The 25,230-nt window shown below is 50.1% G+C and carries 26 protein-coding genes and 1 other annotated feature; of the genes, 8 read left to right on the forward strand and 18 right to left on the reverse strand.

Features of this window, described 5'->3' with window-relative positions:
* Positions 1-9: 9 nt before the first annotated feature.
* The 11 genes from nikC to L6H98_RS09770 all read right to left on the reverse strand — a co-directional run bounded on the left by nikC (position 10) and on the right by L6H98_RS09770 (position 12,967).
* Positions 10-837 carry a nickel ABC transporter permease subunit NikC gene (nikC, locus tag L6H98_RS09720; protein ID WP_236414685.1) on the reverse strand — a complete coding sequence of 276 codons (828 nt, stop codon included), beginning with the start codon at positions 835-837 and terminating at the stop codon, positions 10-12.
* The gene (nikB, locus tag L6H98_RS09725) at positions 837-1,781 is read right to left on the reverse strand and encodes a nickel ABC transporter permease subunit NikB (protein ID WP_236414687.1); all 945 of its coding nucleotides are present in this window, start codon (positions 1,779-1,781) and stop codon (positions 837-839) included. The genes nikC and nikB overlap by 1 nt, the downstream gene beginning before the upstream one ends.
* A gap of 49 nt (positions 1,782-1,830) precedes the next feature.
* Positions 1,831-3,468, reverse strand: coding sequence for a nickel ABC transporter substrate-binding protein (gene nikA, locus L6H98_RS09730; RefSeq protein ID WP_236414688.1), 1,638 nt, complete (start codon positions 3,466-3,468; stop codon positions 1,831-1,833).
* 201 nt (positions 3,469-3,669) lie between these two features.
* Complete coding sequence (locus L6H98_RS09735; RefSeq protein WP_236414878.1) at positions 3,670-5,571, reverse strand: penicillin-binding protein 2; 1,902 nt, start codon at positions 5,569-5,571, stop codon at positions 3,670-3,672.
* A 322-nt stretch (positions 5,572-5,893) separates the two neighbouring features.
* Positions 5,894-6,292 carry a hypothetical protein gene (locus tag L6H98_RS09740; RefSeq protein WP_236414690.1) on the reverse strand — a complete coding sequence of 133 codons (399 nt, stop codon included), beginning with the start codon at positions 6,290-6,292 and terminating at the stop codon, positions 5,894-5,896.
* Positions 6,293-6,303: 11 nt separating this feature from the next.
* Positions 6,304-6,876 (reverse strand): hypothetical protein, encoded by a 573-nt coding sequence (locus tag L6H98_RS09745; RefSeq protein WP_236414692.1) that lies wholly within the window; start codon positions 6,874-6,876, stop codon positions 6,304-6,306.
* Between the two features lie 40 nt (positions 6,877-6,916).
* Positions 6,917-7,654: a hypothetical protein gene (locus L6H98_RS09750; RefSeq protein ID WP_236414694.1), complete on the reverse strand. Its 738-nt coding sequence runs from the start codon at positions 7,652-7,654 to the stop codon at positions 6,917-6,919.
* Positions 7,651-8,958, reverse strand: coding sequence for an SPFH domain-containing protein (locus tag L6H98_RS09755; protein WP_236414696.1), 1,308 nt, complete (start codon positions 8,956-8,958; stop codon positions 7,651-7,653). The genes L6H98_RS09750 and L6H98_RS09755 overlap by 4 nt, the downstream gene beginning before the upstream one ends.
* Before the next feature lie 243 nt (positions 8,959-9,201).
* On the reverse strand, positions 9,202-11,229 hold the full coding sequence (locus L6H98_RS09760; RefSeq protein WP_236414697.1) for a penicillin-binding transpeptidase domain-containing protein: 2,028 nt from the start codon (positions 11,227-11,229) through the stop codon (positions 9,202-9,204).
* 112 nt (positions 11,230-11,341) lie between these two features.
* Positions 11,342-12,490, reverse strand: coding sequence for a transglutaminase domain-containing protein (locus L6H98_RS09765; RefSeq protein WP_236414699.1), 1,149 nt, complete (start codon positions 12,488-12,490; stop codon positions 11,342-11,344).
* Positions 12,491-12,511: 21 nt separating this feature from the next.
* Positions 12,512-12,967, reverse strand: a complete 456-nt coding sequence (locus L6H98_RS09770) for an ATPase (protein WP_236414701.1) — start codon at positions 12,965-12,967, stop codon at positions 12,512-12,514.
* Positions 12,968-13,183: 216 nt separating this feature from the next.
* Between L6H98_RS09770 and L6H98_RS09775 the strand changes: the two genes are divergently transcribed.
* Together L6H98_RS09775 and L6H98_RS09780 are read left to right on the forward strand one after the other, a co-directional pair.
* Positions 13,184-14,389: an MFS transporter gene (locus L6H98_RS09775; protein WP_236414703.1), complete on the forward strand. Its 1,206-nt coding sequence runs from the start codon at positions 13,184-13,186 to the stop codon at positions 14,387-14,389.
* A gap of 184 nt (positions 14,390-14,573) precedes the next feature.
* On the forward strand, positions 14,574-14,921 hold the full coding sequence (locus tag L6H98_RS09780) for a toprim domain-containing protein (protein ID WP_236414705.1): 348 nt from the start codon (positions 14,574-14,576) through the stop codon (positions 14,919-14,921).
* 308 nt (positions 14,922-15,229) lie between these two features.
* On the opposite strand, the gene L6H98_RS09785 is transcribed toward L6H98_RS09780, so the two are convergent.
* On the reverse strand, positions 15,230-15,841 hold the full coding sequence (locus tag L6H98_RS09785) for an SCO family protein (protein ID WP_236414707.1): 612 nt from the start codon (positions 15,839-15,841) through the stop codon (positions 15,230-15,232).
* Between the two features lie 279 nt (positions 15,842-16,120).
* Here L6H98_RS09785 and L6H98_RS09790 point away from each other — a divergent pair, with 279 nt between their 5' ends.
* Complete coding sequence (locus tag L6H98_RS09790; RefSeq protein WP_236414710.1) at positions 16,121-17,107, forward strand: metal-dependent hydrolase; 987 nt, start codon at positions 16,121-16,123, stop codon at positions 17,105-17,107.
* A 117-nt stretch (positions 17,108-17,224) separates the two neighbouring features.
* Here L6H98_RS09790 and L6H98_RS09795 read toward each other — a convergent pair whose 3' ends face one another.
* Complete coding sequence (locus tag L6H98_RS09795) at positions 17,225-17,443, reverse strand: alpha/beta-type small acid-soluble spore protein (RefSeq protein ID WP_175399207.1); 219 nt, start codon at positions 17,441-17,443, stop codon at positions 17,225-17,227.
* A gap of 119 nt (positions 17,444-17,562) precedes the next feature.
* Here L6H98_RS09795 and L6H98_RS09800 point away from each other — a divergent pair, with 119 nt between their 5' ends.
* The gene (locus L6H98_RS09800; RefSeq protein ID WP_236414712.1) at positions 17,563-17,757 is read left to right on the forward strand and encodes a hypothetical protein; all 195 of its coding nucleotides are present in this window, start codon (positions 17,563-17,565) and stop codon (positions 17,755-17,757) included.
* A 155-nt stretch (positions 17,758-17,912) separates the two neighbouring features.
* On the opposite strand, the gene trpS is transcribed toward L6H98_RS09800, so the two are convergent.
* Complete coding sequence (gene trpS, locus L6H98_RS09805) at positions 17,913-18,902, reverse strand: tryptophan--tRNA ligase (protein ID WP_236414714.1); 990 nt, start codon at positions 18,900-18,902, stop codon at positions 17,913-17,915.
* Between the two features lie 74 nt (positions 18,903-18,976).
* Positions 18,977-19,224, reverse strand: a binding site (T-box leader).
* A 251-nt stretch (positions 19,225-19,475) separates the two neighbouring features.
* On the opposite strand from trpS, the gene L6H98_RS09810 reads away from it, so the two are divergent.
* Positions 19,476-20,450 carry an aldose 1-epimerase gene (locus tag L6H98_RS09810; protein ID WP_236414716.1) on the forward strand — a complete coding sequence of 325 codons (975 nt, stop codon included), beginning with the start codon at positions 19,476-19,478 and terminating at the stop codon, positions 20,448-20,450.
* Positions 20,451-20,628: 178 nt separating this feature from the next.
* The gene (locus tag L6H98_RS09815; RefSeq protein ID WP_236414718.1) at positions 20,629-20,865 is read left to right on the forward strand and encodes an alpha/beta-type small acid-soluble spore protein; all 237 of its coding nucleotides are present in this window, start codon (positions 20,629-20,631) and stop codon (positions 20,863-20,865) included.
* A 75-nt stretch (positions 20,866-20,940) separates the two neighbouring features.
* Here L6H98_RS09815 and L6H98_RS09820 read toward each other — a convergent pair whose 3' ends face one another.
* Positions 20,941-21,354 carry an O-methyltransferase gene (locus L6H98_RS09820; protein WP_236414720.1) on the reverse strand — a complete coding sequence of 138 codons (414 nt, stop codon included), beginning with the start codon at positions 21,352-21,354 and terminating at the stop codon, positions 20,941-20,943.
* 257 nt (positions 21,355-21,611) lie between these two features.
* The gene (locus L6H98_RS09825; RefSeq protein ID WP_236414721.1) at positions 21,612-23,402 is read right to left on the reverse strand and encodes a M3 family oligoendopeptidase; all 1,791 of its coding nucleotides are present in this window, start codon (positions 23,400-23,402) and stop codon (positions 21,612-21,614) included.
* Positions 23,403-23,522: 120 nt separating this feature from the next.
* On the opposite strand from L6H98_RS09825, the gene L6H98_RS09830 reads away from it, so the two are divergent.
* Together L6H98_RS09830 and L6H98_RS09835 are read left to right on the forward strand one after the other, a co-directional pair.
* Positions 23,523-23,699 carry a YycC family protein gene (locus tag L6H98_RS09830; protein WP_236414722.1) on the forward strand — a complete coding sequence of 59 codons (177 nt, stop codon included), beginning with the start codon at positions 23,523-23,525 and terminating at the stop codon, positions 23,697-23,699.
* Positions 23,696-23,932, forward strand: coding sequence for a hypothetical protein (locus tag L6H98_RS09835; protein ID WP_236414725.1), 237 nt, complete (start codon positions 23,696-23,698; stop codon positions 23,930-23,932). The genes L6H98_RS09830 and L6H98_RS09835 overlap by 4 nt, the downstream gene beginning before the upstream one ends.
* An 11-nt stretch (positions 23,933-23,943) precedes the next feature.
* On the opposite strand, the gene L6H98_RS09840 is transcribed toward L6H98_RS09835, so the two are convergent.
* The gene (locus L6H98_RS09840; protein WP_236414880.1) at positions 23,944-24,675 is read right to left on the reverse strand and encodes a DUF2225 domain-containing protein; all 732 of its coding nucleotides are present in this window, start codon (positions 24,673-24,675) and stop codon (positions 23,944-23,946) included.
* Positions 24,676-24,715: 40 nt separating this feature from the next.
* Complete coding sequence (locus L6H98_RS09845; protein WP_236414726.1) at positions 24,716-25,093, reverse strand: globin; 378 nt, start codon at positions 25,091-25,093, stop codon at positions 24,716-24,718.
* Positions 25,094-25,230 lie beyond the last annotated feature (137 nt).

The raw sequence follows: 25,230 nt of genomic DNA on the forward strand, positions 1-25,230 counted from the left end.
GTAGAACAACTAACGTTTCGCAATGCCGTAACGCTCCGACAGAGCCTCCCCCAGCACGTTAAACGTGATTACAACCACCAGAATCAGCACACCCGGGTAAATCATCAGCTCCGGATGGCTGCGGATGTAACTGGTTCCCTCATGAATCATGGCTCCCCATTCCGCATTCGGCGGCTGAATGCCCAAGCCCAGAAACGAAAGCGCGGAGATGTCCATGATCGCCCAGCCCATTTCCAGGGTGCCCATAACGACGATGGGACGCTGCACGTTGGGAATGATATGTCTGCGAATAATGCTCCATGAGGACGAGCCGCTGATGCGTGCCGCCGCAATAAAATTTCGCTCTTTCAGCGTAACGACCATGTTCCTGCAGATTCGTGCATAATATACCCACTGCACCATCATGAGCGCCAGCAGCACCTGCATCAAACCTGGCCCGAAAATGCCCACAATGCCAAGCACAAGCACCAGATTCGGGAAGGCCATGATGCCTTCGCAGAAGCGCATGAGCACACTGTCCAGCCAACCGCCGACATAACCGGAGATGGAACCGATGATCACGCCCAGAAACAACGACGACAAAAAGATGAGGATGGCAAATCCAAGCGATACTCTGGCTCCATAGATCAGACGGGACAGATTGTCGCGCCCCAAATGGTCGGTTCCCAGCCAATGCTCTGCCGACGGCCCTTTCAGTTTGTCCAGCAGATCCACCTTTACAGGATCATGCGGGGCAATCCAAGGAGCCAGCAGCGTAACGATAAAGAAAATCATAAGCACCAGAGAACATATCATGATTGTTCTTCGGCCTTTTAACGCCGCACGCCATTTATTCATCAATGCTCTGCCCGTCCTTTCGCCGAAATCCGCGGGTCCATATACATCTGTATCAGATCAACCAGCAGATTGCATACGATGAACAAACAAGCCGCCAAAAATACATAACATTGGATCACAGGGATATCGCGGTTAAAAATGGCCTCCACAAAGTAGCGCCCGAACCCGGGCCATGAAAAGACCTGCTCCACAATGATCGTGCCTGTAAGCAATTTCCCCAGGTTCATGCCCATCCCTGTAATCAATGGCGCTATCGCGATTTTAAGCACATGCTTCATCATGATGGCACTTTCCCGAATTCCCCTTGTTCGCGCATATCGCACATAGGTTTCCTGCAATTGTTCCAGTACGCTGGAACGAAGCAGCCGCGTATACACGGCGATCAGGACCAGCGACAGCGTTATCGTCGGGAGCACCAGGTTCTCCCAGGTCCCCCGACCTTCCACAGGAAGCAAATCAAGCTTGACCGAGAAAAAGAAAATTAACAGATATCCCAGCCAAAACTGGGGAATGGATGCCCCGAAATAGGAGATGGCCCTGCTCAACATGTCAACCCAGCTGTTTTTGTATACTGCGGCGAAAACCCCGAGCGGAATGCTGACCAGCGCGGAAAACAACATGCTCCAACATGCAAGCTCCGCAGTCGCCGGAAGCCTCGTTTTAACCTCATTCCATACGGGTTGATTCGTGAGGTAGGAGGTACCGAAGTCCAGCCGGGCCATTCGCTTTAACGTATTCAGATATTGGTTGAACAGCGGTTGGTCCAAGCCAAATTCATGCCGCTTCTGTTCCAGCAGCTCGGGCGTCGGATAGATGTGTGCCGCGGTCAAATAGGCCTCTGCCGGATCAACCGGCGAAATATGAATCAATGCAAAGGTTACGAGCGTTGCCATGAATACGATCGGAATGATCGCAAGCATTCGTTTACCGACATAGCCGATCACTCTTTTTTCCTCCTTGGATCAAACTGCCTCATGCCTTAGTTCGGCTGAATTATGGAGTGACGGTTTCCATCCCGGCAAACGGGTTTTCGTCACGATTCGCCGGAAATACGAAACGGGTAATTTTTTTCTGGTAAACGGCGGTCTTCTTGATATACGAAATTGGTACGATCGCGGACTGCTCCTGCAATGTTTGCAGAATGGAGCCGTACAGCTCCTGGCGCTTCGTCTCGTCGGTCGAAGACAATACCTCCCGGATCATGCCGTCCAATTTTTTTTTCATCGGGATTGCGCTTAACGTTTCCGAAATGCCGAAGCCGGGATTCGCGACAACGTTAACGAACGAATGCGGGTCATATGGAGCGCCGTAGTTGTACCAGAAATACAGATCGAAATCGTTCGCTTTCAGGCGCTTGATTTGTACCGTCAGCTCCAGGCCTGTGAGGTTGACCTTTACGCCAAGCTGGCTCCATTCGGCCTGAATCGTTTCGGCCATCGCCTTCTGGATCGGGTCCGTCTTGTCAAAGATCATCTCGAATTCGAGCGGCTGACCGTCTTTTTCCCGCACTGTGCCGCCTGACGGCAATGTCCAGCCCGCTTCGTCCAGCAATGCCATCGATTTCTGCACATTGTATTGAATCGGCTCCAGATCGACGTTGGTATACGGATAGTTTTTGGACAACACCGAGTCGGCCGGTTCTTCCAGCCCCGACGTAATGCCTTCTACCATCGCCTGTTTGTTAAAACCCTGTTGTAACGCCATGCGTACCCGAACGTCGGCCAGCTTTGGATTGGAGGAATTCAGGAGCAAACTCCGCGTTCCCACCGGATCGGATAATTGAGTCGTGTACGCTTCGTTCTCGCGAAGCTGTTTGAACGCATCGAGACTGATGACGCCTTCACCGTAAATCAGGTCCAAATCTCCCTTTTCAAAGGCAGCCACGCGCGTTTCTGCATCGGGGATGATTTTCACGGTAACTTCATCGATGGCCGGCGCGGTTCCCCAATAATTCGGGTTGCGTTTGAACACGGCATACTCGTCCTGTTTATATTCAGCCAGCATCCATGGACCTGTTCCGACAGGCTCCTTTATGCCCTCCGACGTGTCTCCGTTATCGGGAAAGCCTGCCTCGCCAAGGAAGCGAAACGGACGGACGACAGACAAATCCTGAAGTACCGGATAATACGGCTCGGTGAGCGTCAGGCGAAACGTGTGGTCATCCACCGCTTCCGTCTTGGCGATGACATTAACCACGCCCAGCCAGCTGTGGGTGTCTTTATGTTTCATCACCGCATCAAAATTCTTTTTGACGATCCCGGCGTTAAAATCCGTTCCGTCCGAGAACTTTACGCCTTGGCGAAGCTTGAACGTGTATGTTTTCCCGTCATCCGAGATGGTCCATGATTCGGCCAAAGCCGGCTCCAGCTTTCCGTTCTCTTGGTAACTCACCAGCGGCTCATACAGCATGGATTGGGCAAACAATTGCGAAGGGTTATACGTGTGAGGATTCATCGTGCCGATATCGCGAGGCCAGGACATCGTGATCGATTTGGCCTGGGATGATCCGTTTGAGGATGTGTTCGAAGATTCCGCGCCGTTCTCTGTATTGCTGCAGCCAACGACAACAAAGAGAAGCAAGAGCGTGGTCGCCAGCAGCAGGGCCGCGGTTTTACGATGATGTGTGAACATGGATGCAGTACCCCTTTTCAGTATTATGCAAAATATGATAATGATTATCATAATCATGGATTAAGAATAGGGACGAGCGCCGATTTTGTCAATATAAATTAAATGAAATGCACCTCCGGAACATATAGACAAAAAAAATATGCCCGTACAGAGCCGCTTGCACTCAGCAAGCTCTCTTACAGGCATATCCATTAACTCATGCTATTGGTCGCTGTTATTCTCCTTTTTTTTGTTCTTCGGCGTACCGTCGAGGCCATAGACCTCGTCATAAGCTTCAAAAATTTTACGGGCAATCGGAGATGCGCTAACCGATCCGAACCCGCCTTCAGGAACGACTACAGCTACGGCCAGTTTCGGGTTTTGTCTTGGTGCAAAAGCAATAAATACGCCGTTTTCTTTCTTGTTTGGCCCGCTGCCCTGCTGTGATGTGCCTGTCTTACGCGCAAAATCGTAAGGAAATCCGTCAAACGTGCTGAGCTTGGTCGCCATGCCGCGATGAATCTCGTCCCAATACGCATCGGGGAACTCGACTTCGTTGAGCACCTTCGGTTTGATCTTGCGAACCACGTTGCCGTCGGCATCGCGAATTTCCTTCACCAGATGCGGCTCCATCCGTTTGCCCTTGGTCGCAATGGTAGTCACGTATTGGGCTAATTGCAGCGTCGTATATTTCGCCTGTTGGCCGAAGGAAGCAAACGCCAATTTGGTCAAGCCGGATTCAGAGGACTCATTGTATTCCAGTCGGCCCAAAAACTCACCAGGCAGATCCACTCCCGTAGATACGCCCAGCCCGAATTGCTTCATATATTCGTCCCATTTGTCGACGCCTTTGTCACCTCCATACTTCGCATACAAGCGTTTACCCACCATATCGATCATGAAGGCGTTGGAAGATTTCTGAATGGCCTGTCTGGCGTTGATGTGGCCGTTGTAAGCGGCGCCTGCGTTCTGGATGCGTCTTCCATCCTTGCCCAAGGTGGTATACCCCAGATCGGGATACGTCTCTCCCGCTGTAAAAAGCCCTTCCTTCAGACCAATCAGCACGCTGAGCGGCTTGATGACCGACCCCAACAACACAACAGATTCGGCTCGCTTGCGCGAATCGTCGGGCGGGAAGGAAGCAATCGTCCCGTTCCGGTACACGTATTTGATTTTGTCGTAATCCCATTCGGCATTTGGATCGTAATCCGGCATGCTGGCCATCGCCACCACGTTGCCAGTATCGATTTCCATGGCCACCGCATAACCGGTTACGGCATTAGGCAGCTTGCGCAGTTCATCCGTAATAGCCTGCTGCGCCGCCATTTGAATGTCTTTGTGGATGGTGGAAATAAGGCTGTATCCCTTTTCGGGAGGCGTCTGCACGATGTTCCCCTCCGGCAAGTTGCGCGAGTTGATGTCGATGGACTGGTATCCGCTGCGCCCGCGCAGTTCTTCCTGATATTGATATTCCAGCCCGTCCGCACCGACCATTTCTTCCTGAGCGTAACGAAGGCCCGGATCACGCTGGTCGACTCCGCTGCTGGCGATCTCCTGATACTTTTTCAAGGTTCCCAGCCCCTTGTACTCCCGCGTATACCCGATAACTTGAACGGCCACTCCGTCCGGGTCGTATCGGCGCACATTTTCCTCAAGCACCATCACGCCGGGATGCTGGGCCTTGTTTTCCATGAAATATGCGATTTCTTTGGTGTTCAGATCGGATTTGACCAAACGCGGCGTGTATCCGTGCGTCTTCTGGTAATCCAGATCAAGGCGTTTGATGATTTCTTCCGCGTCCGGCTGTTCTTTGTCCCCGGGATTAAACTGCTTGAATATGCCGGCGAGATCTTCTGCGAGCTTCTGTGCCTCTTCCTGTCTAGCCCCATTGCTGTAATCTTCGTAAAGCAACACGTATAGCGACTGCACGGGCTCGGAATAAGCAAGCGCGATCTTGCCCGTAGCGTCATAAATCGGACCGCGCACAGGCGCCAGCGGAATGTCTTTCGTATTCCGACTGGTTTCCATGTACGTCAGTTCCGGCCCTTCGACAAATTGAATATAAGCCAGTCTGAATATAAGAACGCTGAAGATGACAAAGGCCACGAAAAAAAACGTATTCATCCTTAAGCTTGAAGGCGTGTTGATCTGCCCATCCTCTTGAGTTTTCTTTTTCTTTCCCCAAAGCTTGAACATGCTGTGTACCTCACCCATTCCCTGTCCAAAATAGTCTATACTTCATAAAACTCCCCCAGTGAAAGCACAACTCTGGATATTAACAGTCTACCAAAGCCACACTCCCATGTCGCCCAAATTTTGGTTACACTTTCGTCATCTGGAGGTTGGCATGGTAAAGACCCCTCCTGATCATACGGAGAGGTCTCGCATCATTAATAATGGAATGAAGCTACGTACACCTTATACTCATGGCTTATTGTTCTGAAAATCAAGAAGCCCGCAACGTGCTGCCACAAAACTCGCATTGGGATGAAGAATGGACAAGAACCTGCTTCTGGGCACCACAACCTGGACAATGAACACTCACCTTGTCGGGCGGTGTCCCCTCGTGCTCTGATTCTCCTTCTTGTTGCCGTTCAGGCTCCGATCCCGGCCAGTCGGTCAAATCATCCCATTTAGTCCCACTCTCTTTTGGCTTCCCTTGTCCAAACAACGGTTGTCCTTTAAACAACTTCACAACGACGTATAGCACCGTCAAACTCGGAATAAGATGAAAACAAATAGCGACGACGATATCGAATCCGCCTGCCTTTGCCGTTTGAAAAGCAAGCGAGAGCGAGGGCAAAAAGCACAACATAAACAAAATGACTCCAAAAAATTTTTTCATGGGCTGCCCCTCTATGAAAATCGGACGGTCGTGCCGCAGTAATCGCACACGGCAGAAACATTGCCCTCAAACTTCACGTTGGCCCCACAGCCTGGACATTGTGCCGCCGTAGGTTTCGGTGGGTTCGCTTGCTCCTGCCGGCGATTATTATCCGTTGAAAATGTCGAGGTATCGAACGTTCCTCCTGCGCCCCCGGAACTATTCGGGTTGAAAGAAGAAAACTGGGTATTCCAATTGATGTCGATTTGCTGCCCCTGATTACCGTTCGTAATTCTGACGCTCTGTTGTCCTTGATTTTGCATGTTTCCTGCTGATGGCTGATAACGTCCTCCTTGTGGACCGCCGTTATAGCCATTGGATGGATTTCTGAACGGATTGTTCTGAGCATTATATGCCGGGTTTGGGACTGGTTTGCCTTTAAGCTGCTTGATTCCAAGCCACCAAAACGCGATGGCAGGCAGTAAAAAAACAACAAAAGCAATAATCACATGAGCCGCTTCAGATGCACTGACCAATAAAGCAAAACATCCAAATGAAAAAATTGCCCCTAATAAAATTAAAATGATACCAAAGAACTGTCTCATGCTCGGTTCCTCCAAAACGTGTTATGAAACACATTGAATATTACGATTTGGCCATTAACACCTGTTGATTGCGTGCGCTTAAACGATTCTGAAGATCTGCAATACGCTGATTTATCCAATTTGCTTCAAGAGGTTGGCCTTTGTCATGCTCGTCATGCATTTGTTGACTTAATAATTGAATGTCGGCAAGCAGCTGATGATCCGTATACATGATCGCCTTAGGTGTAACAGGATCACTGTATCTCACATTTTCAATCAATGCTGCCACCTGCCTGCGCACTTCCTCCATTCCCTCCACTTCCAATAAGCCAAGTTTCCGCTCCAGTTCCTGCAGTGCCATCTCAATTTGTTGCAAATGGACGACCTGGGATTGCGTATCAAGTTCGCGGTCTTCGACTGACCGCAGCCAGATCATGATCAGCCCCACCAAAATAATGGCTGAAACCATGGTCAAAACATGCACGAGAAGATACCCGCGCAATGCTACATGGGCCACGTTCGTAAATAATGAGTACATGATGACCGCTGCAAAATAGACAACCAAAACGGTACCAATGGCTGTGTAACCCGGCACAAAACGTTTGACTTGATCGAGATTGCGAATGATATATACGGCATAACCCCATATTGCAGTCAAAGCGATGCAGCTCACAAACAAAGAGATCCAGAACGAAATATTAAAAATGCTGAACAAGGAAAAAAAGATGGCTGAAACGGCAGCTAGTGCTGCGACATACAGAACGGTGGAGATGTTAATCGCGAATCGGTTCGATGTCATGCTCCCCCGCCCCCTTGCTGTAAATTATAGCCGCAGTTCAGACAGAACTTTTGTCCCGGCTTGACCTCATGCTGACACTGACCGCAGTTCAGTACCAAACTGGAACCGCAATTGCCGCAAAATTTGGTATTGCCTGTATTGAGATGACTGCAGTTCGGGCAAGGACGAGGCATCGGTTCGCTGCACTTAACGCACTGCGAGCTTCCAAGCGGATTGTCGGCTCCGCATTTTGGACAGGCGTTGTAAGGATCTCCGCAGTTAGGACAGAATTTAGTCCCGCTCTGAAGCGGGTGTCCACAAGAATTGCATCCGTTCACAGCGCCTTGACTGACCATCGCTTTCCCGCACTTCGCACAGTATGAGGAACCTTTGCTATTCATGTGTCCACAGTTCCCGCACGATTGCAATTCCACGCTTTCACTGGTGCTCATCACCTGCGACAATTGAGACATGGCGCTGGCAAACGGGCCTCCCATACCAAGCCCCATTCCCATGCCAAGTCCGGCTCCCATTAGGCCCGATTGCATGCTTCCTTCGTTTTTAGCCGCCCCCTCCAACGTATCGAAGGAGCGTTCCTGTTGGTAATTGAATCCGATAATATCCATTTCTGCCTTTCGGGCCAGCGCCTCCCTGAGCCGCTTTACGGATGGGTCATCATCCGGATGGTTAATGCTATGAATATAAAAATTAATAAGCTGAATGCCGTATTCCTCAAATGCCGATTTGATGATTTCCGTGAAATGCCCCGACATTTCGTTGATGAATGCATTAATTTCCAACACGCTAATTTTTTTATGTACGAGATATGAAGTGAGCATTGAATTCATGTTCATAATGATGAGTCCGCGAAAATAATTAATCAAGTTCGTTTCATTAAAGACAGGCAGCGTTCCGACAAGTTTGACGAGAAATTTGCGCGAATCCGTTATTCGCAATCCCATCTGGCCGAAGGCACGCACCGGAATAATGATATTATACTTCGGATCCTGTACCTGGATGGAGTTCGGAGTTCCCCATTTTACGTCAAGGGCGCTTACTTTATTGATATACCAAACTTCTGCGGCAAATGGCGACTTCCCCCCGAACGGCAGGTTGATGATGTTGTTGAGAATAGGAATGTTGGCCGTGCTCAGGGTATGTCTTCCAGGTCCGAATAAATCCAGCGCCCTCCCATCCTTGAACAGGATCGCTTCCTGTGATTGGTTTACGATCAATTGCGTCCACGTTCCCATTTCGGTTTCGGGATGCTTCCACGCAAACACGTCTGGGGTACCATCATATTTAATCACGTCAATAATTGCCATGGTCCGATTCCTCACTTTATGCGTACTAGATGATTCTTTCATATAACATGGTTCGACATGTCTTGTTGATAAGGCTGATCAAACGCCGTCGAACTTTCATCATTTTACCATTTCCATCCTTCAAGTGCATTATCGAATAGTACCTTTTTCCTGAATTTCTCCAATTACTTCGCTAAAAAAAGACGACCTCCCTCCAGATCCATCCGAAGGGAAATCGCCTTGGTACTTATTCATTCAGTTGACTCATTGTTGCGTGTCAGCATTTTCCGTTTTGTCTTTTTTGGGAACGCCATCCAAACCATACTCTTCGTCATACGCGTCGAAAATCGCGCGCGCAATCGGCGCGGCACTCGTCGAACCGAATCCCCCTTCCGGGATGACTACGGCTACGGCCAGCTTCGGGTTGTTGCGCGGAGCGTAGGCGATAAATACCCCGTTATCGACATTTTTTCCGCCGACCAACTGGGTAGACGTTCCTGTTTTCCGGGCAAAGTCGTACGGGAATCCACTAAATGAAGAAACTTCGGTGGCCATCCCGCGCTGCACTTCGTCCCAGTATGAGGAGTTGAAATCAACCTTGTCCAACACCTTTGGTTTGATCTTTTCTACAACGTTCCCCTCGGAATCGCGAATTTCACTGACCAGATGCGGCTCCATCCGTTTTCCGCGGTTTGCCAGCATCGTTACGTATTGCGCAAGCTGCATCGTCGTATATTTCCCCTGTTGTCCAAAGGAACCATACACCAGTCTCGTCAACGAGCTCTCTGTCTTGTTCGTATATTCGCGGCGGCCTAGATATTCATTCGGAAGATCAACGCCGGTAGATACGCCCAGACCAAACTGTTTCATATATTCATCCCAAACATCGATTCCTTTTGCTCCGTAACGGTCATACAGTTTTTTCCCGATTTCATCAATCATGAACGGATTTGAGGAATGACGAATGGCGTCGCGTGGGCGGAGCGGTCCGTATACGTGTCCGCCCGCATTCTGCACCCTGCGATTGTCTCCACCAAACGTGGTGTATCCTTTATCGGGATAAACGGTATTGGCCGTAAAAAATCCTTCTTTGAACCCGATCAGCACACTGAGCGGTTTGATGGTTGAACCGAGCAACACGACGGATTCGGCACGCTTGCCGCTGTCATCCGGCGGAAACCCTCGAATCGTGCCGTTCTGATAAATATACTTGATATCATCATACTGTTGATTGGTGATGCTTCCCGTTCTCCAAATGTTGGTATCGTAGTCCGGCATGCTCGCCATGGCAACCACTTTGCCCGTGTCGACTTCCATCGCAACGGCAAAGCCGGTTTTGGCATTTTGGTGATACTTGCCGGACACCAGATTGGTATGCAGCCATCTCAACTGATCCGTGATCGCCTGCTCTGTTTTGACCTGAATGTTTTTGTTGATGGTGGTGATCAGGTCATATCCTTTTTCGGGAGGGGTCGAACCAGCTACGCCTTCCGGAAGGTTGCGCAGGTCTACGTCCACCGAGTTATACCCGCTTTTGCCGCGCAGAATGTCCTGATACTGGAGCTCAAGTCCGTCAAAACCAACGAACTCGTTCTCGGTATACACGAGTCCAGGGTCGGTTTGCGTTTTATTTTTCGCATCGATCTCTTTGTACTTGTCCAGCGTTTTGGAACTTTTGAACTTCTTGAGATACCCGATCGTCTGTACGGCGACCGTGTCCGGATCGTAGTAACGAACGCTTTCCTCCACGATCTGGATACCTTTGAACTCATCCTTGTGCTGGAGGAAATACGCTACTTCCTCGTCCGAAAGATCGCTCTTGATCAAACGCGGCATGAACCCGTTTGCTTTGCGCGAATTCAGGTCCATCTCTTCGATGATTTCGTCGACGGACAATGAGGGCGATTCCTTTTTCTTATACTGCTCGAATACGTCATGCAGCCGCGTCGCCATGTCCTGAATTTCAGCGATATATGGACTCGGCTCGCCGTTCACGTCTCCATAATTTTTGTACAAGGTCAGGTAAAGTGATTGAATCGGCTTGGAGTATGCCAATTTCACTTCGCCCGTCGCATCGTAAATCGTGCCCCTGACCGGAGCTAGCGGAACATCCTTCGTAATGTTGCTCGCTTCCTCCTGGCTTAATTCGGGGCCTTCCACGAACTGCAAATAGGCCAATCGTACGATGATTACGCTAAAAATAATAAAGGAAGCAAAGAAAAACACGTTCATCCGGTAACTGAAACGCCGTTTGTCCGTAAGCTCTTCCTTCTCTTTGGAACGATTGTTCATCCGTTTTACCTCTTTCATGACTTGATGCTTTCCGCTCTGGCTTTGAGGTGATTATGAGTACAGGCAATGTCTTACAACATCCGTCCTACACCCATTTGATTTCATATCCTTTTTATGCTGTCTCATCCTTCAGATGGGTATCTGAGAAATTCGGCGGATTGAACCAGTCCCCGCTGACTGCCCATGTCGAATCAAGCGGAATCCAGCTCTTCGAATCGCTCAAATAGATTTCATTCCAAGCATGAGGCCCATAACCCCCCTGTCCGTTATATCCCAAGCCGGTTACCACCTTGACATCCAGTCCTTGGGACCGTGCCATGACCGCATATAACCTCGCATAATCGATACACACGCCTTTCCGCGTGTCGAATGTGTCCTGCGGCGTCTGCTCATGCCAAATGCCTCGCTGTTCGTAATCCTCCACCTTGCCATAGTCATATTGAATGCGTGATCCAACCCAGTCATAAAGCGCCCTTGCTTTCGCTTCTTCGGTGGATTTGCCCTTCACGATCTCGGCTGCGGCCGCTTCGATATCCGTTGGGATGTTATGATCAATGACCTCATATTTGCGCTGCAGAATGCCGCTAAGCTCCTTCTGTACCGCTTGGGTAAACACCGGAAGCTGATCCTTGATCAGGTTGCCCGACAAAGGTTCAATGACCGACTTGGCGCCTTGCATGTAGATCGGCGACGCCTCAACGTACCTGCTGAACAGGCTTCCCGGATACAAACTCACGATCATGAACAGCACAGCAATAACGATCATGCCGCGTGCCGAACCGATGACCGTGCCGATCAGCGCGCCGGTAAATCGGCTGACGATCCCTTTCGGCCTGTTCCCGGGCTCGGCGTGATGATGCCTTACGTTAAAGAACATCATCGAGAACCATCCCAACAACATTCGAATGATCCCGTAACTCAATACGAACAGGACGGCAAACCTCATTAGCGGAAAATCCGCCACTGCCGTGACAAGGGTATAATACACCTGCTCCATGCGGCTTAATTCACGGCCCGGCATCGCCTGTGCATGATCGGACAGCCATTGCTGCACATAGGGTGCAAGCCATACCGTCAAACCTATGGATAACAAAATGCCTACCACGGTCATAATCCCGTCCAGCAGAAAGGAAAACAGCCTCCCTGCCGAACGAGAAGCTCCCCTGGACCACCCTTGCAGCAAAGACGCCGCAACAATCAACAACAACAGAATCGTGATGCCGTTGAATTCCTTCAGGCTGTCCAGCCAACTTTGAAACACGTTGTCCATTCCTCCTTTTGCCTAAGAAGCCGGGGCTCCCACGTTCCCTTCCGCCTGTTTGATGAACGTCCGGATCGTGTCATTGTCCAGCTTCCATTCGCCGAGCGAAATGCCGCGAAACGTGACGTCCACTTTGTCCGAGCCAGCGGTTCCCTGAATCTCCACATTAGGACTCTTGATCGTAAACGCCCCGCCTTCGCCACGGCTGTAGGTTGCCTTGGAAGCCTCCTTAAGCATGATGCTCGTCGCTTCCTTCTTCAACGTATCCATTGTGCTGCTCTGCACGTCAGATACCGTTTGCTTGATCTGATCGAGGGAGATGCCGCTGTATATCACCAGAGCCGCAACGATGATAATGGCAATCGCCCATTTCAAAACCGTTCGGAGCACATTCATAACAAAAACCAGAATGATCATCGCAATGACGATCACAAGCCAGTTCTGCATAACAAACTCTTTCCAAACTTCTATGTTCATGATTACACCTTCCGAATTAGAGTCGAGAAATGAATCTTCCCGAATATTATACATGATTTCCGGAGCCGCTGTCAGCTAAGCCCCATTCCCGTAAAAATAAGCGGTATAAGTTCGTCCCAATGCACGTACAAGTAGTACTACGGTTTTGCATGATCGGCATGGCCCGTCTGCAATCTTCCACATTTCAACGGCATCGCTTAACAAGGAGGGGCTTTTGTGAAAACGGCCATTTGGCTCTATCTGTTTTTGTTTCTCGCTGTCTTTGACCTGCACGCTCAATATCCCATACTGACGCCGTTCGCCATCTCGCTCGGTGCCGCCCCTACCTTCATTGGATGGATGATGGGCATTTACTCCCTGACGCATCTGCCTGGCAACCTGATTGCCGGTACGCAGATCGACAAACACGGCAGCCGCCGCTACATCGTATTCAGCCTGCTTGGCGCCGGGATCATTTTGCTGTTACAGGCATACGTCCAAACACCATGGCAGCTCTTGGCCCTGCGGGCCATCAGCGGCTTCGTGCTTGCCTTCTTGTCTCCGGCTTGTCTTGCTCTTCTGGCCCAGCTCTCCCGCGATCCCGTTACTCAAGGCAAATATATGTCCGGACACGGGGTTGTGCATACATTGGCTTCGGTCGTCTCTCCCGCGGCAGGCGCACTGATTGTGGCAAGCATCGGATTCTCGGCCACCTTCTCCAGCCTGGGTTACCTGCTCATTCTGACAGGCGTCATCGCTTTTTTGTCCATGCCCAAGGGATTGGTAGATGCAGCCAACGAAACAGAAAAAATTAAAGAAACCGTCCCGCCGAGCCCGTCCTCCGTCACTAAGGGAAGCAGCTCCGAAAAAGCGGCATTCATGCCTGTCTCATGGCGTTATTTCGCCCTTCCGCTGTTCATTGCTTGTGCCCAAGGCATCCTGTTTTTTGAATTGCCGCTGCGCAATGGCGGCACAACGTCCATCATGTCCACAGGGCTTATGTTTTCCATCATCAGTCTGGGCGCGCTGCTTACGCTGAGCATGCTGTTTCTCAACCGGTATTCCCCGAAGCTCCGCTTGACGTTGGGCGTGCTGCTGATGTCCCTGTGCTTCTTTGCTATGGCTGCATTTCCGGCGTGGCCTCTGCCCGGCATTCTGTTCGTGCTCGGATTGGCCAAAGGAATTACTTTTCCAGCCATGGCAACGCTGTTCATTCGTTTAAGCGGGGGCAGCAAGCTGGGCCGCATCTTCTCGTTACAATCCATCTTCACCTCGATCGGTTCGTTTATCGGACCCATCGCGGCCGGACAGCTTCGGATCGGGGTCTCTCCTTATTTCATTGCATTTCTATTGTTGATGTTAGGCATACTGCTGCTTCCCTATTTCAGATCGCGACATGAAGCGTCATCATCCCGTTCAGACCCGCATAGCATATTAAGCTGATTTCCCCGGTTTTCTGCCAACGAATCGGCTTCTTTTTTCCTTTTGACAGCACCCGAGCCGGTTCCGAGGTTTTCTTTGCATTATTCACCCGTTTACAGCTACACTATAGGTATTCCCGGTCGATTTCCGCTGTAACATTTCCCGGGTAATGTCGATACAAGCACTCGTTCAAGGGGTGAATAGGATGCCAATTCATGTCATTGTGGAAGGAAAGAATGACCGCAGTAAACTGAAACGCCTCGTTTCTCCCGAAATCAACATCTTATGCACGTTCGGAACATTAAATACCGTCAAACTTGAGGCACTTCGCAAACAGGTCGGATATGACGAAGTGTACCTGTTTGTGGATAACGACAGCTCCGGCAAAAAAATCCGGGGTGTGCTGCGGGACGCTTTTCCCGACGCCGTCCAAATCTATACCCGGCGCGGCTATGCGGGCGTCGAAGGCACTCCGGACGAATACATCATCGCCCAACTCGAAAAGGCAGGTTTGGAGGAATATATCCAATATCCCGAACTGCCTTCGCTTTAATGGTTCTATATTTACCTCACAATCAATCACACAAGGCCACTGCGAGTGCAGTACCATCTTCCGATCGCTGTTATCCCCAGATTTTTTTCATTCCCTTTTTCTAAGGGGAAAATCCGGTGATAAGCCTATGCTTCCGATGCAGCTTTCCTTCAGAAAGCTTTTAGAACGCTTCGCTTCTCCAGATTGGTTCTGCCTCTCCGTTTATGTGTGTATGTTTTTTTCGGTTTATATAGCCCCGAAAATAAAAAGGCTGCAAACAGGTTATCCCTGATTGCAGCCTTTTATTGTGCAGTGTTTTCTATCCCTTATTACTCTTTAATCAAAGCGCGGATGTCCGCGGCAATCGCTTCCGGTTGGACGTCCTCCGTATTGAAGGCGTTGTACACTTTGCGCAGGTTGTTGTTTTTGTCAACCAAACCGATCATGTTCATGTGGGCAAAGTCGTCCTTGCTCTCGCCTTCGATCAGGATCTGAAACGAATCCCTGGCAAGCTGCTTCGTTTGATTCATATCGCCGCGCAGGAAATACCAACCCGCATAGTCCGCATGGAAGCGGTCGGCGAACGTTTTGATCTTTTCCCTCGTATCCACTTTCGGGTCAAACGAGATCGATACGAATGAAGCATCGTTGCCGAACGTATCATCTTCTTTTAGCAGGTCCTGCACCTGCGAAAGGGTAAATGTCGTAATCGGGCAAACATCCGGACAGCTCGTGAAGTAGAAATAAAATAACCGAACCTTGCCTGCCGTATCATCCAGCGAGATCGTTCGCCCGTCCACATTTTCCATGGAGAAGGATTGAACTTCACGAATCTCGGGCAGTTTCTCTTTGCCAGCGAATACGGTATTCCATGTCAGATATACAGCCATGATCAATGCCAGTCCCAGCAGCATCCAGGTCCACTTATACTTTTTCAGCATCACATTCGTCCCTTCTGTTCATTTGCCCAACTTTCGGGTCGTTTCCATTGTCTATGTATACAAATCACCTGTTTATGAATAAGCTCTCATTATTGTAACTGTTTTTCCAGCAATTGCCCATGCCTTTTGCGCATTTCTTCATGGAACCTGTACAGTCCCCCTATTTTCTGATGTTTTGCTTCGTGTCGCGGGGATATTATACACTGGATATGGGCATCACCTTAAGATAGATACACGTCATTGCGTACAGAAAAAAGAAGGATTTCAAAGGAGTCGTTTATGGACACTTCCACACATTTTGTCATGGGCGTCGGTTTGGCCGGTCTGGCTTATGTCGATCCGGTCGTAGCTTCGAACCCCACGCTTGCCGCAGCTGTCATGATCGGCACGATTGTCGGCTCGCAGGCACCTGACATCGACACTGCGCTGCGCCTCAAAAGCAATTCCCTGTACATCCGGAACCATCGGGGACTTTCCCATTCCCCTCCGTTCCTGCTGTTATGGGTAGCGCTTATTACAGGCGCGATCGCGCTCTTTTTTCCGAATGTTCCCATTAGCCATGTCGCGGGCTGGACCGCCATCGCTGTCTGCGTACACGTGTTTACCGATCTGTTCAATACGTATGGAACCCAGGCGGGCAGGCCGTTCACGGAACGCTGGATTGCCTTGAACGTCATTCACATCTTCGATCCGTTCATGTTCGCTTCCCATGTCGTGGCCATTCTCTTATGGGCTTTCGACCTTGTCGCACCTGCTCCGATGTTCATCACGCTGTACGTCGTGATCGCATTGTATTACGTCTGGCGCGTGGCCGCTCATGCCAAAGCCGTCGCGAAGGTGAAACAATTGGATCAGGCCAAGGGCAAAACGAAGGCCCATTACATGGTCATCCCTACGATTTCGTGGAATCAATGGCATATCGTGAAACGGTATGCTGACGGCTCCTATGATATCGGCAAGATGGAGCACGCTCAACTGATATGGAATCTCCATGCAACGTCATCGACCCATGCCGCCGTGGAAGCGTCACGGAAATCACCCGAGGTGGCTGCGTTTCTGTATTTCACGTCCTATGCCGTCGCTGAAGTCGAAGAGCTGTCCGCAGGGTATAGAGTCCGGTGGGCGGACGTAAGATATCGGCATCGCAAGCAGTATCCTTTCGTTGCCGTCGTCGTTATGGATCGAAATTTCGAAACGATTGATACGTACGTCGGCTGGTTAAGCGAAGAGAAGATGAACAAAAAACTTTTATCTGCCCGGTCTTGACGAAAGTTGCGGGGAAGGGCAAAATCAAACATAGGAGCCGGTGCAAAAGCAAAGCCCGGAGCGTTTCCCGCTCCGGGCTTTTTTTGGAGATATTGGTACTGCGAAAATTATGATGGATTATTTGCCAGACCCAGCCAGAGACTGCTCAGCCAGTTGGACCAGACGTTTAGTGATATATCCACCCAGAGAACCTGTTTCGCGGGACGTGTAGTTACCGTAGTAACCATCCTGTGGGATTGTTACGCCCAGTTCTTGCGCAGCCTCCATTTTCAATTGTTGCAGAGCTGCTGTTGCTTGAGGTACCACCAAGTTGTTAGAACGAGATCCTTGAGCCATATTTAAAATCTCCTTTCAATCTGTGTCTGTGATGTATTGCAAGCTTGCAAGATTATTATGGCTCTCCCGTATCAGGTTATACGGAATTTTCAACAAAATCATGATGGAGGTTTTTCCCAATGAGCAAAGGCTTGTCTTTATGGTTTGCGTTTTCGTCCATTGTTTTGTTAACGGTTACAGCAATTACGATGTCTTATTCCGGTTGGCTTGCTGCACTTCTGTTTGTGGCATCTATCGGCAATATCGGCTGGGGCTTTGTCATTCGCGCCAAAAAAGAGCGCCAATCCTTGGGATCGCCGAATTCCGCATCCTGAGTATTCCCAAGCCTGCTGAATTTTTCAGGCTGCAAGAGAAGCCGCCATTCGGCATTTTTTATGACAAAAGGAGCGAATCGCCCAAGCAACCATTGCCGGCGAATCCCGCTCCTTTTTGTCATGTTCGCAGAATCCTTCCGCAAGATGGCTCAAGCCTACTTGCGTTTAGGCACAAACCCCATGCGTTCCTTAACTTCGCGAATGGTTTTGTCGGCCACTTCTTCGGCACGGCTTGCCGAAACCGCCAAGATTTCGGTCAGTTCGCCCGATTCGCGAATTTCGCGATACCGCTGTTGCAGCGGCTCAATGACCGAAACGACGGCTTCTGCCAATTCCTTTTTGAAAGGACCGTACATTTGCCCCTCGAAGCGCTCAGCCACTTCGTTCAGCGTAATTCCCGCGCATTCCGCATAAATGGTCATCAAATTGCTGACTTCAGGTTTGTTCGCAGGATCATACACGACCTCGCGTCCCGAATCCGTCGTGGCACGGCTGATCTTTTTGCGGATTTCGGCCGGTGTGTCCAGCAACGAGATGTAACTGCCCGGATTCGGGTTACTTTTGCTCATCTTGCTGGATGCGTCATCCAAAGACATGATGCGTGCGCCAACCTTCGGAATATACGGCTCCGGAATCGTGAAGTAGTCCCCGTAACGATGATTGAACCGTCCGGCGAGATCGCGCGTAAGCTCCAGGTGCTGCTTCTGGTCGTCCCCGACCGGAACGAGATCGGCATTGTAGAGCAGGATGTCCGCAGCCATCAACGACGGATACACGAACAAACCGGCTCCGACCGATTCTTTGCCTGACGACTTGTCCTTAAATTGCGTCATGCGTTCCAGCTCGCCCATCGCGGTGAGTGTGGTCAGCAGCCATCCAAGCTCGGCATGCTGCGGAACGTGGGATTGCAGGAAGACGTTGGACTTGGTCGGATCGATTCCTGCTGCAATAAACAGAGCAGCAACCGCCTCGGATTGCTCGCGAAGCGCTGCCGGCTCCTGCGGAACCGTGATGGCGTGTAAATCCACCACCATAAAATGGCACTGATAATCATGTTGCAGCTTGACGAAATTTTTGATCGCGCCAATGTAATTGCCCAGCGTAAGCTTGCCGCTGGGCTGAATTCCTGACAAAACGGTTTTCATACGACAAATTTCCTCCCTTAGATCGTGTCGAATTACAATCGTTATATTTTTGTACGCAAAAAGATCCCACATCCGCAAGGGACGTGAGACCGTGGTGCCACCCTAATTCACATTTCTTCCTTCAAAGAAATGCCTTCCATTTCCGTAACGTGGAATAGACGTCAGATCCTACTGCAGACCTGTCCTGCCTTCTCGGCTGCCGGCCTGGTTCAAACCCGCGCTCCAGAGTCCATTCGGCAATAAGTCCCTCATCGGTTCGCATCCTCCACCGACTTTCTGAAGAGAGCTCTCATAGCTTACTTGTCCCTGTCATCGCTTTATCGTGTTTCAAATTCATTCAAACAACTTCTGTCTAATTCATATTAATGCGCAAGCGGCGGATTGTCAAAACCGGAAGAGCTTTTTTTACCCCCGGCCCTAAAATCTGTTATGATGGAATTGTTCATTGAAGGTAAGGCACATCATGATCCGACGGTTCCGGGAGACTGTTGTGCACAATTGACACGCCTGCAGGCGGCATGCTATCTTTGAGCCGCGCAGACAGATTTCAAGTGGGAAAAGGAGCATCCAAATATGAAACAAGTGACCAAAGGCCAATGGAATGGTTACGACACGTATATTCTACATAGCCGTGAACTGGAGATTACCCTGCTGCCTCGTCTGGGGAATAATATCATTTCGATTCGGGACATGGTACAGAATCGCGATGTTGTTCGCAGTCCAGAGGAAGACGAGCTTGCCTTTTATCTGCAGAAGCCTTATCACTTCGGCGTACCTTTGCTGGTTCCGCCAGGGCGTATCCATCGTGGCTCCTTCGAATACGAAGGCGTCCCCTACCAATTTGTTCAAAATACGGCCCATGACAATCATATCCATGGACTCCACCGCACTCAAGCCTGGTGTGTCAGTGACATAGAAGAAGACGAAGACGGCTGCGCGATCACCACCGAATTTCTGACTTCCAGCGATGAGGACTGGATGGCGCAATACCCCATTCCGCTTAAGCTTGAAATGACATTCAGGCTGCAAAACGCTGTCCTGAGCCAGAAGCTGAAAGTGACCAATCTAGGTTCGTCTCCCGCCCCGTTCGGGATGGGTTATCATACATGGTTCTTGCTGGACGGCAAACCTGCGGAATGGACGCTGCAAATCCCCGTTTCCGGAGAATATGCCCTCAATGAGGAACAACTGCCTACAGGCGCGATAGAACCGCCAGGAGAGTGGGCAGCCCTTAATGAAGGGATGAACATGGAAGGACGCAACTGGGATAACATTCTCAAGGCGACACCGGGCCAGCCGGCGATTGCCCATTTAATTCGCCAAGATGGTTATCAAATTAAATATTCAACAGATGAAGCCTATTTCAAGCATTGGGTACTATTCACAAAGGGTGAATCCGATCAGTTTTTGTGCATCGAGCCATATACCTGGCTGTCGGACGCCCCGAACTTATCTCTGCCCGCTGAAGAGACGGGGCTAATTCGTCTAGAACCCGGATACCCTGTCGAGCTGCTCACGCACATTGAAGTCGTTCCGCCCGCAGAATAGCTGCTTCTTTCTGCTGCATTGCCGGGTTTCACATGAAACTGCTTGGCCGATCCTTAACGGATCGGCTTTTTCTTCGTTTAGGAGCATTTCATTCCAAATGTTACCTCGCCCTCTATCGGGTATATTTCTCGCACCTGCAACCATACTAACATCACCAAGACATAAGGAGGTGATACACATGTACGGAGGTCAAAACCAAGGTAGCGGAAACCGTTCTTCCAACAACCTCGTTGTTCCCCAAGCTACAGCAGCACTGCAGCAATTGAAAATGGAAGCTGCACAGGAGCTGGGTGTGACAATCCCTCAGGATGGTTACTACGGTAACTACACGTCCCGCGAGACAGGTTCCCTGGGTGGATATATCACTAAACGTCTGGTTCAAATCGCTGAGCAGCAATTAGCGGGTCGTTCCTAACACTCGGAATAATTGCTTGGATTACCTACAGCAACATGCGGCCTTCTTCGGAAGTGCCGCTTTTTATGCTCATCGTCATGAAGTCGATCCCAAGCCGGAATCCTTGTATGTATTGGTTCTAGGGTAGCGGATCATAAGATTGGCCATATTGTAGTTGGACTCCATCGTAGCGTCTACCATGATCATGCCTTGCCTCACCGTAAAATCAAAAGAAATTTCTCCGTGCGTCCAATTCCGCTTGAACTTCAGCGTCTCTAGGGCCATGGCCCGGAATGAAGCACGCTGGGTCTCGTTCAAACCTTCGTGATCGGATTCCATTTGCCCATTGCGTCCAGCTATCGGATTATGTCGAATACCAAACTTCCCAATGACATTATTTCGTATTTGCACAAACAAAATTCCTGACCCCACCCCGCCTAACTCCTGATCCACTTCTTTGAACACCAAATCCAATTGTCTTGCTAACGAAATCTGGTCAATTTTTACCACATCTATTCCTCCTTTATGCAATAAGACCTGAAAGTTCAGGACTTACGGCTCATTATATGACATCATATTGGCCTATTCAACAATAATAAACAAATTTGGGTATTGCTTACTATATGTTGCGCAAATAATTGCCATTCTCCGACTTTTATACGAGTTTTTTCTTTCTATTACGACATCGGTATTCGACAAAAAAACCTGCAACCCTGTGTGAAACACAGCATTGCAGGTTAAGATTACTGGATGCTTGCAGGCGCTGCCTACTCCGTCATGGCAAGGAACTGTTCGATATCATCCGTAACGAGCCGGGCAGCATTCTGCCAGAAATCAGGCTTCGTCAAATCGGTGCCGAGATGCTTCTGCGCCAGTTCCTCAACGGTCATTCGTCCGGTATCCCGCAGCAAGTCATCATACTTGTCTGCAAATGCGGTACCCTCTTGTTGCGCTCTGGCGTAAATGCCCGCGCTGAACATATAACCAAACGTATAGGGGAAGTTATAGAACGGAACACCTGTCAAATAAAAATGCAGTTTGGATGCCCAAAAATGCGGATGGTTCGACGCGAGCACGCCGCAGAACGCTTCATCCTGCGCCTCAGCCATGAGTTTGCACAATTCATCGGCGCTGACCAGCCCTTGTTTTCGTTTTTCATAGAAACGGGTCTCAAACAGAAAACGTGCATGAATGTTCATAAAGAACGCGACACTGCGCTGAATTTTGTCTTCCAGCAAAGCCAGCTTCTCCTGCTCGTCCGTCGCGGCCTGAACAAGCGCATCGGCCACGATCAGCTCCGCAAAGGTGGAAGCCGTCTCGGCTACGTTCATCGCATAGCGCTGGTTCAAGGCAGGCAGCTCCTCCATGATGTGCTGGTGGTACCCGTGGCCCAATTCATGTGCAAGCGTGGATACATTGGAAGGCGTGCCGGAGAACGTCATGAAGATTCGGGTGGCTTTGCTCAAAGGAAGCGAAGTACAGAACCCTCCAGGACGTTTGCCGGGGCGATCCTCGGCTTCAATCCACCGTTTCTCAAAAGCCATCTCCGCAAATGCGGACAATTTGGGACTGAACTTGGCAAACTGTTCGACAATATTCAACGCGGCTTGGTCATAAGTCACTTTTCCGCCCGCTGTGCCCACAGGAGCATCCACGTCACTCCAGCTGAGTTTGTCTACGCCCAGCAACTTGGCTTTTCGTTCGAGATAACGCACGAGCGCCGGTTTGGCATCGTTAATAACGCCCCACATCGTATCCAAGGTCTGGCGGCTCATGCGGTTGATCGCGAGCGGTTCCTTCAAAATATCCTCCCAGCCGCGATTCTCATACAGCTTCAGCCGGAAACCAGCCAGATGATTCAGCGTATCCGCGCAGAAATCTTCCACATCGGTCCAGGCCTGTTCCCATTTGGCGAATACGGATTCGCGAACGTTCCGGTCGCTATCGCTCAGCTTATTGGAAGCTTGGCCTGCAGACAGCATCACCGTTTCACCATTTTGTTCAAATGGAATGTTCACTTTGCTTACAATGGTGTTGTAGAACTTGCCCCATCCATGGTAACCATCGACACCCAGATCCAGAGCAAGCCCCTCCATCTCAGGCGACAATTTCTCCCGGGCCAGACGACGGCTTTCGTTCAAAACAAAGCTTAGCGGCTGCCATTCATCTCTGGCGATCCATGCTTCCCATACCTCATCTGGGGTCTGGCTAAGCAGGTTGTCAAAACGCGCTTTGCTGCTATTCAGCATGGCTGCAATAGAGCTGACGGTTCCCTGGAGCTGGGCGGCCTTTTTGTCAGCCTGGTTTTGCGCGGACAGACAGCTCACGAATGCGGAGCCTTCGGAAATGCGAACGTAACAGCTTTGCAGCAGCTCCAGTACTGGATCGAATACATGTGTAGCCTTGGCAGAGGTAGGTACAGGCGTTTCCTGCAAAAGCTGCTGCAGTTTCCGCACGTCCTGTTCCAGATCCTTCAAATAAGCAGCAAATGCTGCGGAGGAGGATCCCCCGCTAAAAACGGACTCCAAATCCCAAACGGGCTGTAATGGCATTTTCATATTGCGCGACACCTCTCCCTTATCACAATATTCGAAATCAATGAATTCAAACTGGTGTTATGCATGATCGTTCACTATACTATAGAGACAGTTCAAGCCACACTCAGGAGGTTATATTAGATGAAACCTTTGCAAATATCGGCAGACACTGCCGTCAAATTAGCGGAATCTCTCGGCGTACCGCTCGAGCACTTGATGCATATGCCGCAGCATATCCTGTTGCAAAAAATCGCGGAATTGGCAAAGACGGAAGCAAGCACTCCCAAACCATCTTCTTCGGAAGGCGATCAGCAATGATTCCTTTCGAAAACAGCTGGCCCTACGACATCGTTATGGGCGATATCTATATGCCGCAATGCCCGTTCTGCAACGCGCACAATGTGCTGCTTCCCTTGAAACCGAAGGAGCTTGTTCGCATCCGGGAAGGCAAAAAGAAGCTGCTCGTCCTGCCCTGCTGCAACGGCAGCATGACCATCGTCGACAATGATGCCGACTATCTTCTTGCCAGCTCTCCGCTTCGCAAAGCATAATCCAGATTTGCCTACAAGGGGCTGCGCTTCGCAGCCTCTTTGTCTGCTTCGAGCATTTCCTCGGGCAATTCCATCTGTCCGGAAATCATCTGTTCGCGAAGCAGCGCCCACTGTTCCCTTGACGCGCGAATCATGGCCGCATCCGTGATACGCTTATCATGGATCACCCGGCCGAACCATTTGACCGCTTCATGAAAACGGCCTATTCTCCGGTTCAGCTCACCGATCAGGTAGAGCAACCTTGCTTCATTGCTGCCCGCGCCTTCCATTTCGAATACCTTGACGTAGGCATCCAGGCTGAATTCCAGAAAACGGCGCTCCTGTTCATGATCTTCCCGATACCGGTATAACCAGGCGATATGGTGGAGCAACCCGGCAATGACCCTGTCCTTCTCTTTGATGGCCTGAGCACATAATAACCCAAGCTTGTACGTTTCCAAGGCGTTAGCCAGCGTGCGCGGTCCGCTGTAATCGCGTTTTTCCCAACGGCTGCCGACCTGATCCATAAAGTTTTTCTTCTGCAGATCGCTCAGCTTTTCGGTGGAATTTTCCGTCGAGGCGAATCCGCACTCCGGGCATATGCGCACGACGTAGAAATCCGGGTTTTCTTTTTTATAATAGGCGCAAAAATCGGAATCTGAACGGTAAGGCCGCTTCAAACTCGGTCTTACCCGCGAGGTTTCGAATACATGCTCGCAATAATTGCATGTGATTTTCACTTTATACAGAGGTTCCAGTTCCAGATCCACTTTCTCCACTCCTCTCCGAATGCCTGATAGCAGGCTAAGGCGTATTTACGAAATGGTAAGCCGGCCCCGACAAACGTTGGAGAATAAAGGAATGCAGCGGCTCTTCCACACCAATCTGTGTCAATGCTTGATCCATGCAAGCGAGCCAAGCCTCTGCCCGCTGCACCGTCACTTCAAACCCCATATGGCGGGCACGCATCATCGGATGACCATATGCTTCGGAAAACAGAGCAGGCCCGCCAAAAAATTGCGATAAAAACATAAATTGTTTCTCCATGACCGGTCTGATATCCTCAGGAAACAGAGGGGCCAGCTGTTCGTTTTGCTGCACAATGGGATAGAACGCTTCGACCAGAGCACGAACGCCCTGCTCACCGCCAAGGTTGTCATAAATACTTTGTCCTGGGTTCATTGGGCAAAACCTGCTTTGATCGTGTCGAATTTTGGCATTTATTACACTCCTATGCTTAATCTTAACAATACCTGCATGACTCGTAAGGCTCAGGCTGCAGTTGACCTAAACCTCATTCTATCAAAAAAATCCCAAAA

The sequence above is a fragment of the Paenibacillus sp. JJ-223 genome (assembly GCF_927798175.1).
Taxonomy (GTDB): Bacteria; Bacillota; Bacilli; order Paenibacillales; family Paenibacillaceae; genus Paenibacillus; species Paenibacillus hubeiensis.

Bases quoted from the DNA above. Each gene is read 5' to 3' on its own strand.
- nikC (WP_236414685.1), bottom strand. From the start codon at position 837: ATGAATAAATGGCGTGCGGCGTTAAAAGGCCGAAGAACAATCATGATA.
- L6H98_RS09845 (WP_236414726.1), bottom strand. From the start codon at position 25,093: ATGAACCCAGGACAAAGTATTTATGACAACCTTGGCGGTGAGCAGGGC.
- L6H98_RS09825 (WP_236414721.1), bottom strand. From the start codon at position 23,402: ATGAAAATGCCATTACAGCCCGTTTGGGATTTGGAGTCCGTTTTTAGC.
- L6H98_RS09780 (WP_236414705.1), top strand. From the start codon at position 14,574: ATGCCAATTCATGTCATTGTGGAAGGAAAGAATGACCGCAGTAAACTG.
- L6H98_RS09830 (WP_236414722.1), top strand. From the start codon at position 23,523: ATGAAACCTTTGCAAATATCGGCAGACACTGCCGTCAAATTAGCGGAA.
- nikA (WP_236414688.1), bottom strand. From the start codon at position 3,468: ATGTTCACACATCATCGTAAAACCGCGGCCCTGCTGCTGGCGACCACG.
- L6H98_RS09750 (WP_236414694.1), bottom strand. From the start codon at position 7,654: ATGACATCGAACCGATTCGCGATTAACATCTCCACCGTTCTGTATGTC.
- L6H98_RS09770 (WP_236414701.1), bottom strand. From the start codon at position 12,967: ATGAACATAGAAGTTTGGAAAGAGTTTGTTATGCAGAACTGGCTTGTG.
- L6H98_RS09795 (WP_175399207.1), bottom strand. From the start codon at position 17,443: ATGGCTCAAGGATCTCGTTCTAACAACTTGGTGGTACCTCAAGCAACA.
- L6H98_RS09740 (WP_236414690.1), bottom strand. From the start codon at position 6,292: ATGAAAAAATTTTTTGGAGTCATTTTGTTTATGTTGTGCTTTTTGCCC.
- L6H98_RS09760 (WP_236414697.1), bottom strand. From the start codon at position 11,229: ATGAACAATCGTTCCAAAGAGAAGGAAGAGCTTACGGACAAACGGCGT.
- L6H98_RS09810 (WP_236414716.1), top strand. From the start codon at position 19,476: ATGAAACAAGTGACCAAAGGCCAATGGAATGGTTACGACACGTATATT.
- L6H98_RS09790 (WP_236414710.1), top strand. From the start codon at position 16,121: ATGGACACTTCCACACATTTTGTCATGGGCGTCGGTTTGGCCGGTCTG.
- L6H98_RS09800 (WP_236414712.1), top strand. From the start codon at position 17,563: ATGAGCAAAGGCTTGTCTTTATGGTTTGCGTTTTCGTCCATTGTTTTG.
- trpS (WP_236414714.1), bottom strand. From the start codon at position 18,902: ATGAAAACCGTTTTGTCAGGAATTCAGCCCAGCGGCAAGCTTACGCTG.
- L6H98_RS09835 (WP_236414725.1), top strand. From the start codon at position 23,696: ATGATTCCTTTCGAAAACAGCTGGCCCTACGACATCGTTATGGGCGAT.
- L6H98_RS09735 (WP_236414878.1), bottom strand. From the start codon at position 5,571: ATGAATACGTTTTTTTTCGTGGCCTTTGTCATCTTCAGCGTTCTTATA.
- L6H98_RS09755 (WP_236414696.1), bottom strand. From the start codon at position 8,958: ATGGCAATTATTGACGTGATTAAATATGATGGTACCCCAGACGTGTTT.
- L6H98_RS09745 (WP_236414692.1), bottom strand. From the start codon at position 6,876: ATGAGACAGTTCTTTGGTATCATTTTAATTTTATTAGGGGCAATTTTT.
- L6H98_RS09785 (WP_236414707.1), bottom strand. From the start codon at position 15,841: ATGCTGAAAAAGTATAAGTGGACCTGGATGCTGCTGGGACTGGCATTG.
- L6H98_RS09815 (WP_236414718.1), top strand. From the start codon at position 20,629: ATGTACGGAGGTCAAAACCAAGGTAGCGGAAACCGTTCTTCCAACAAC.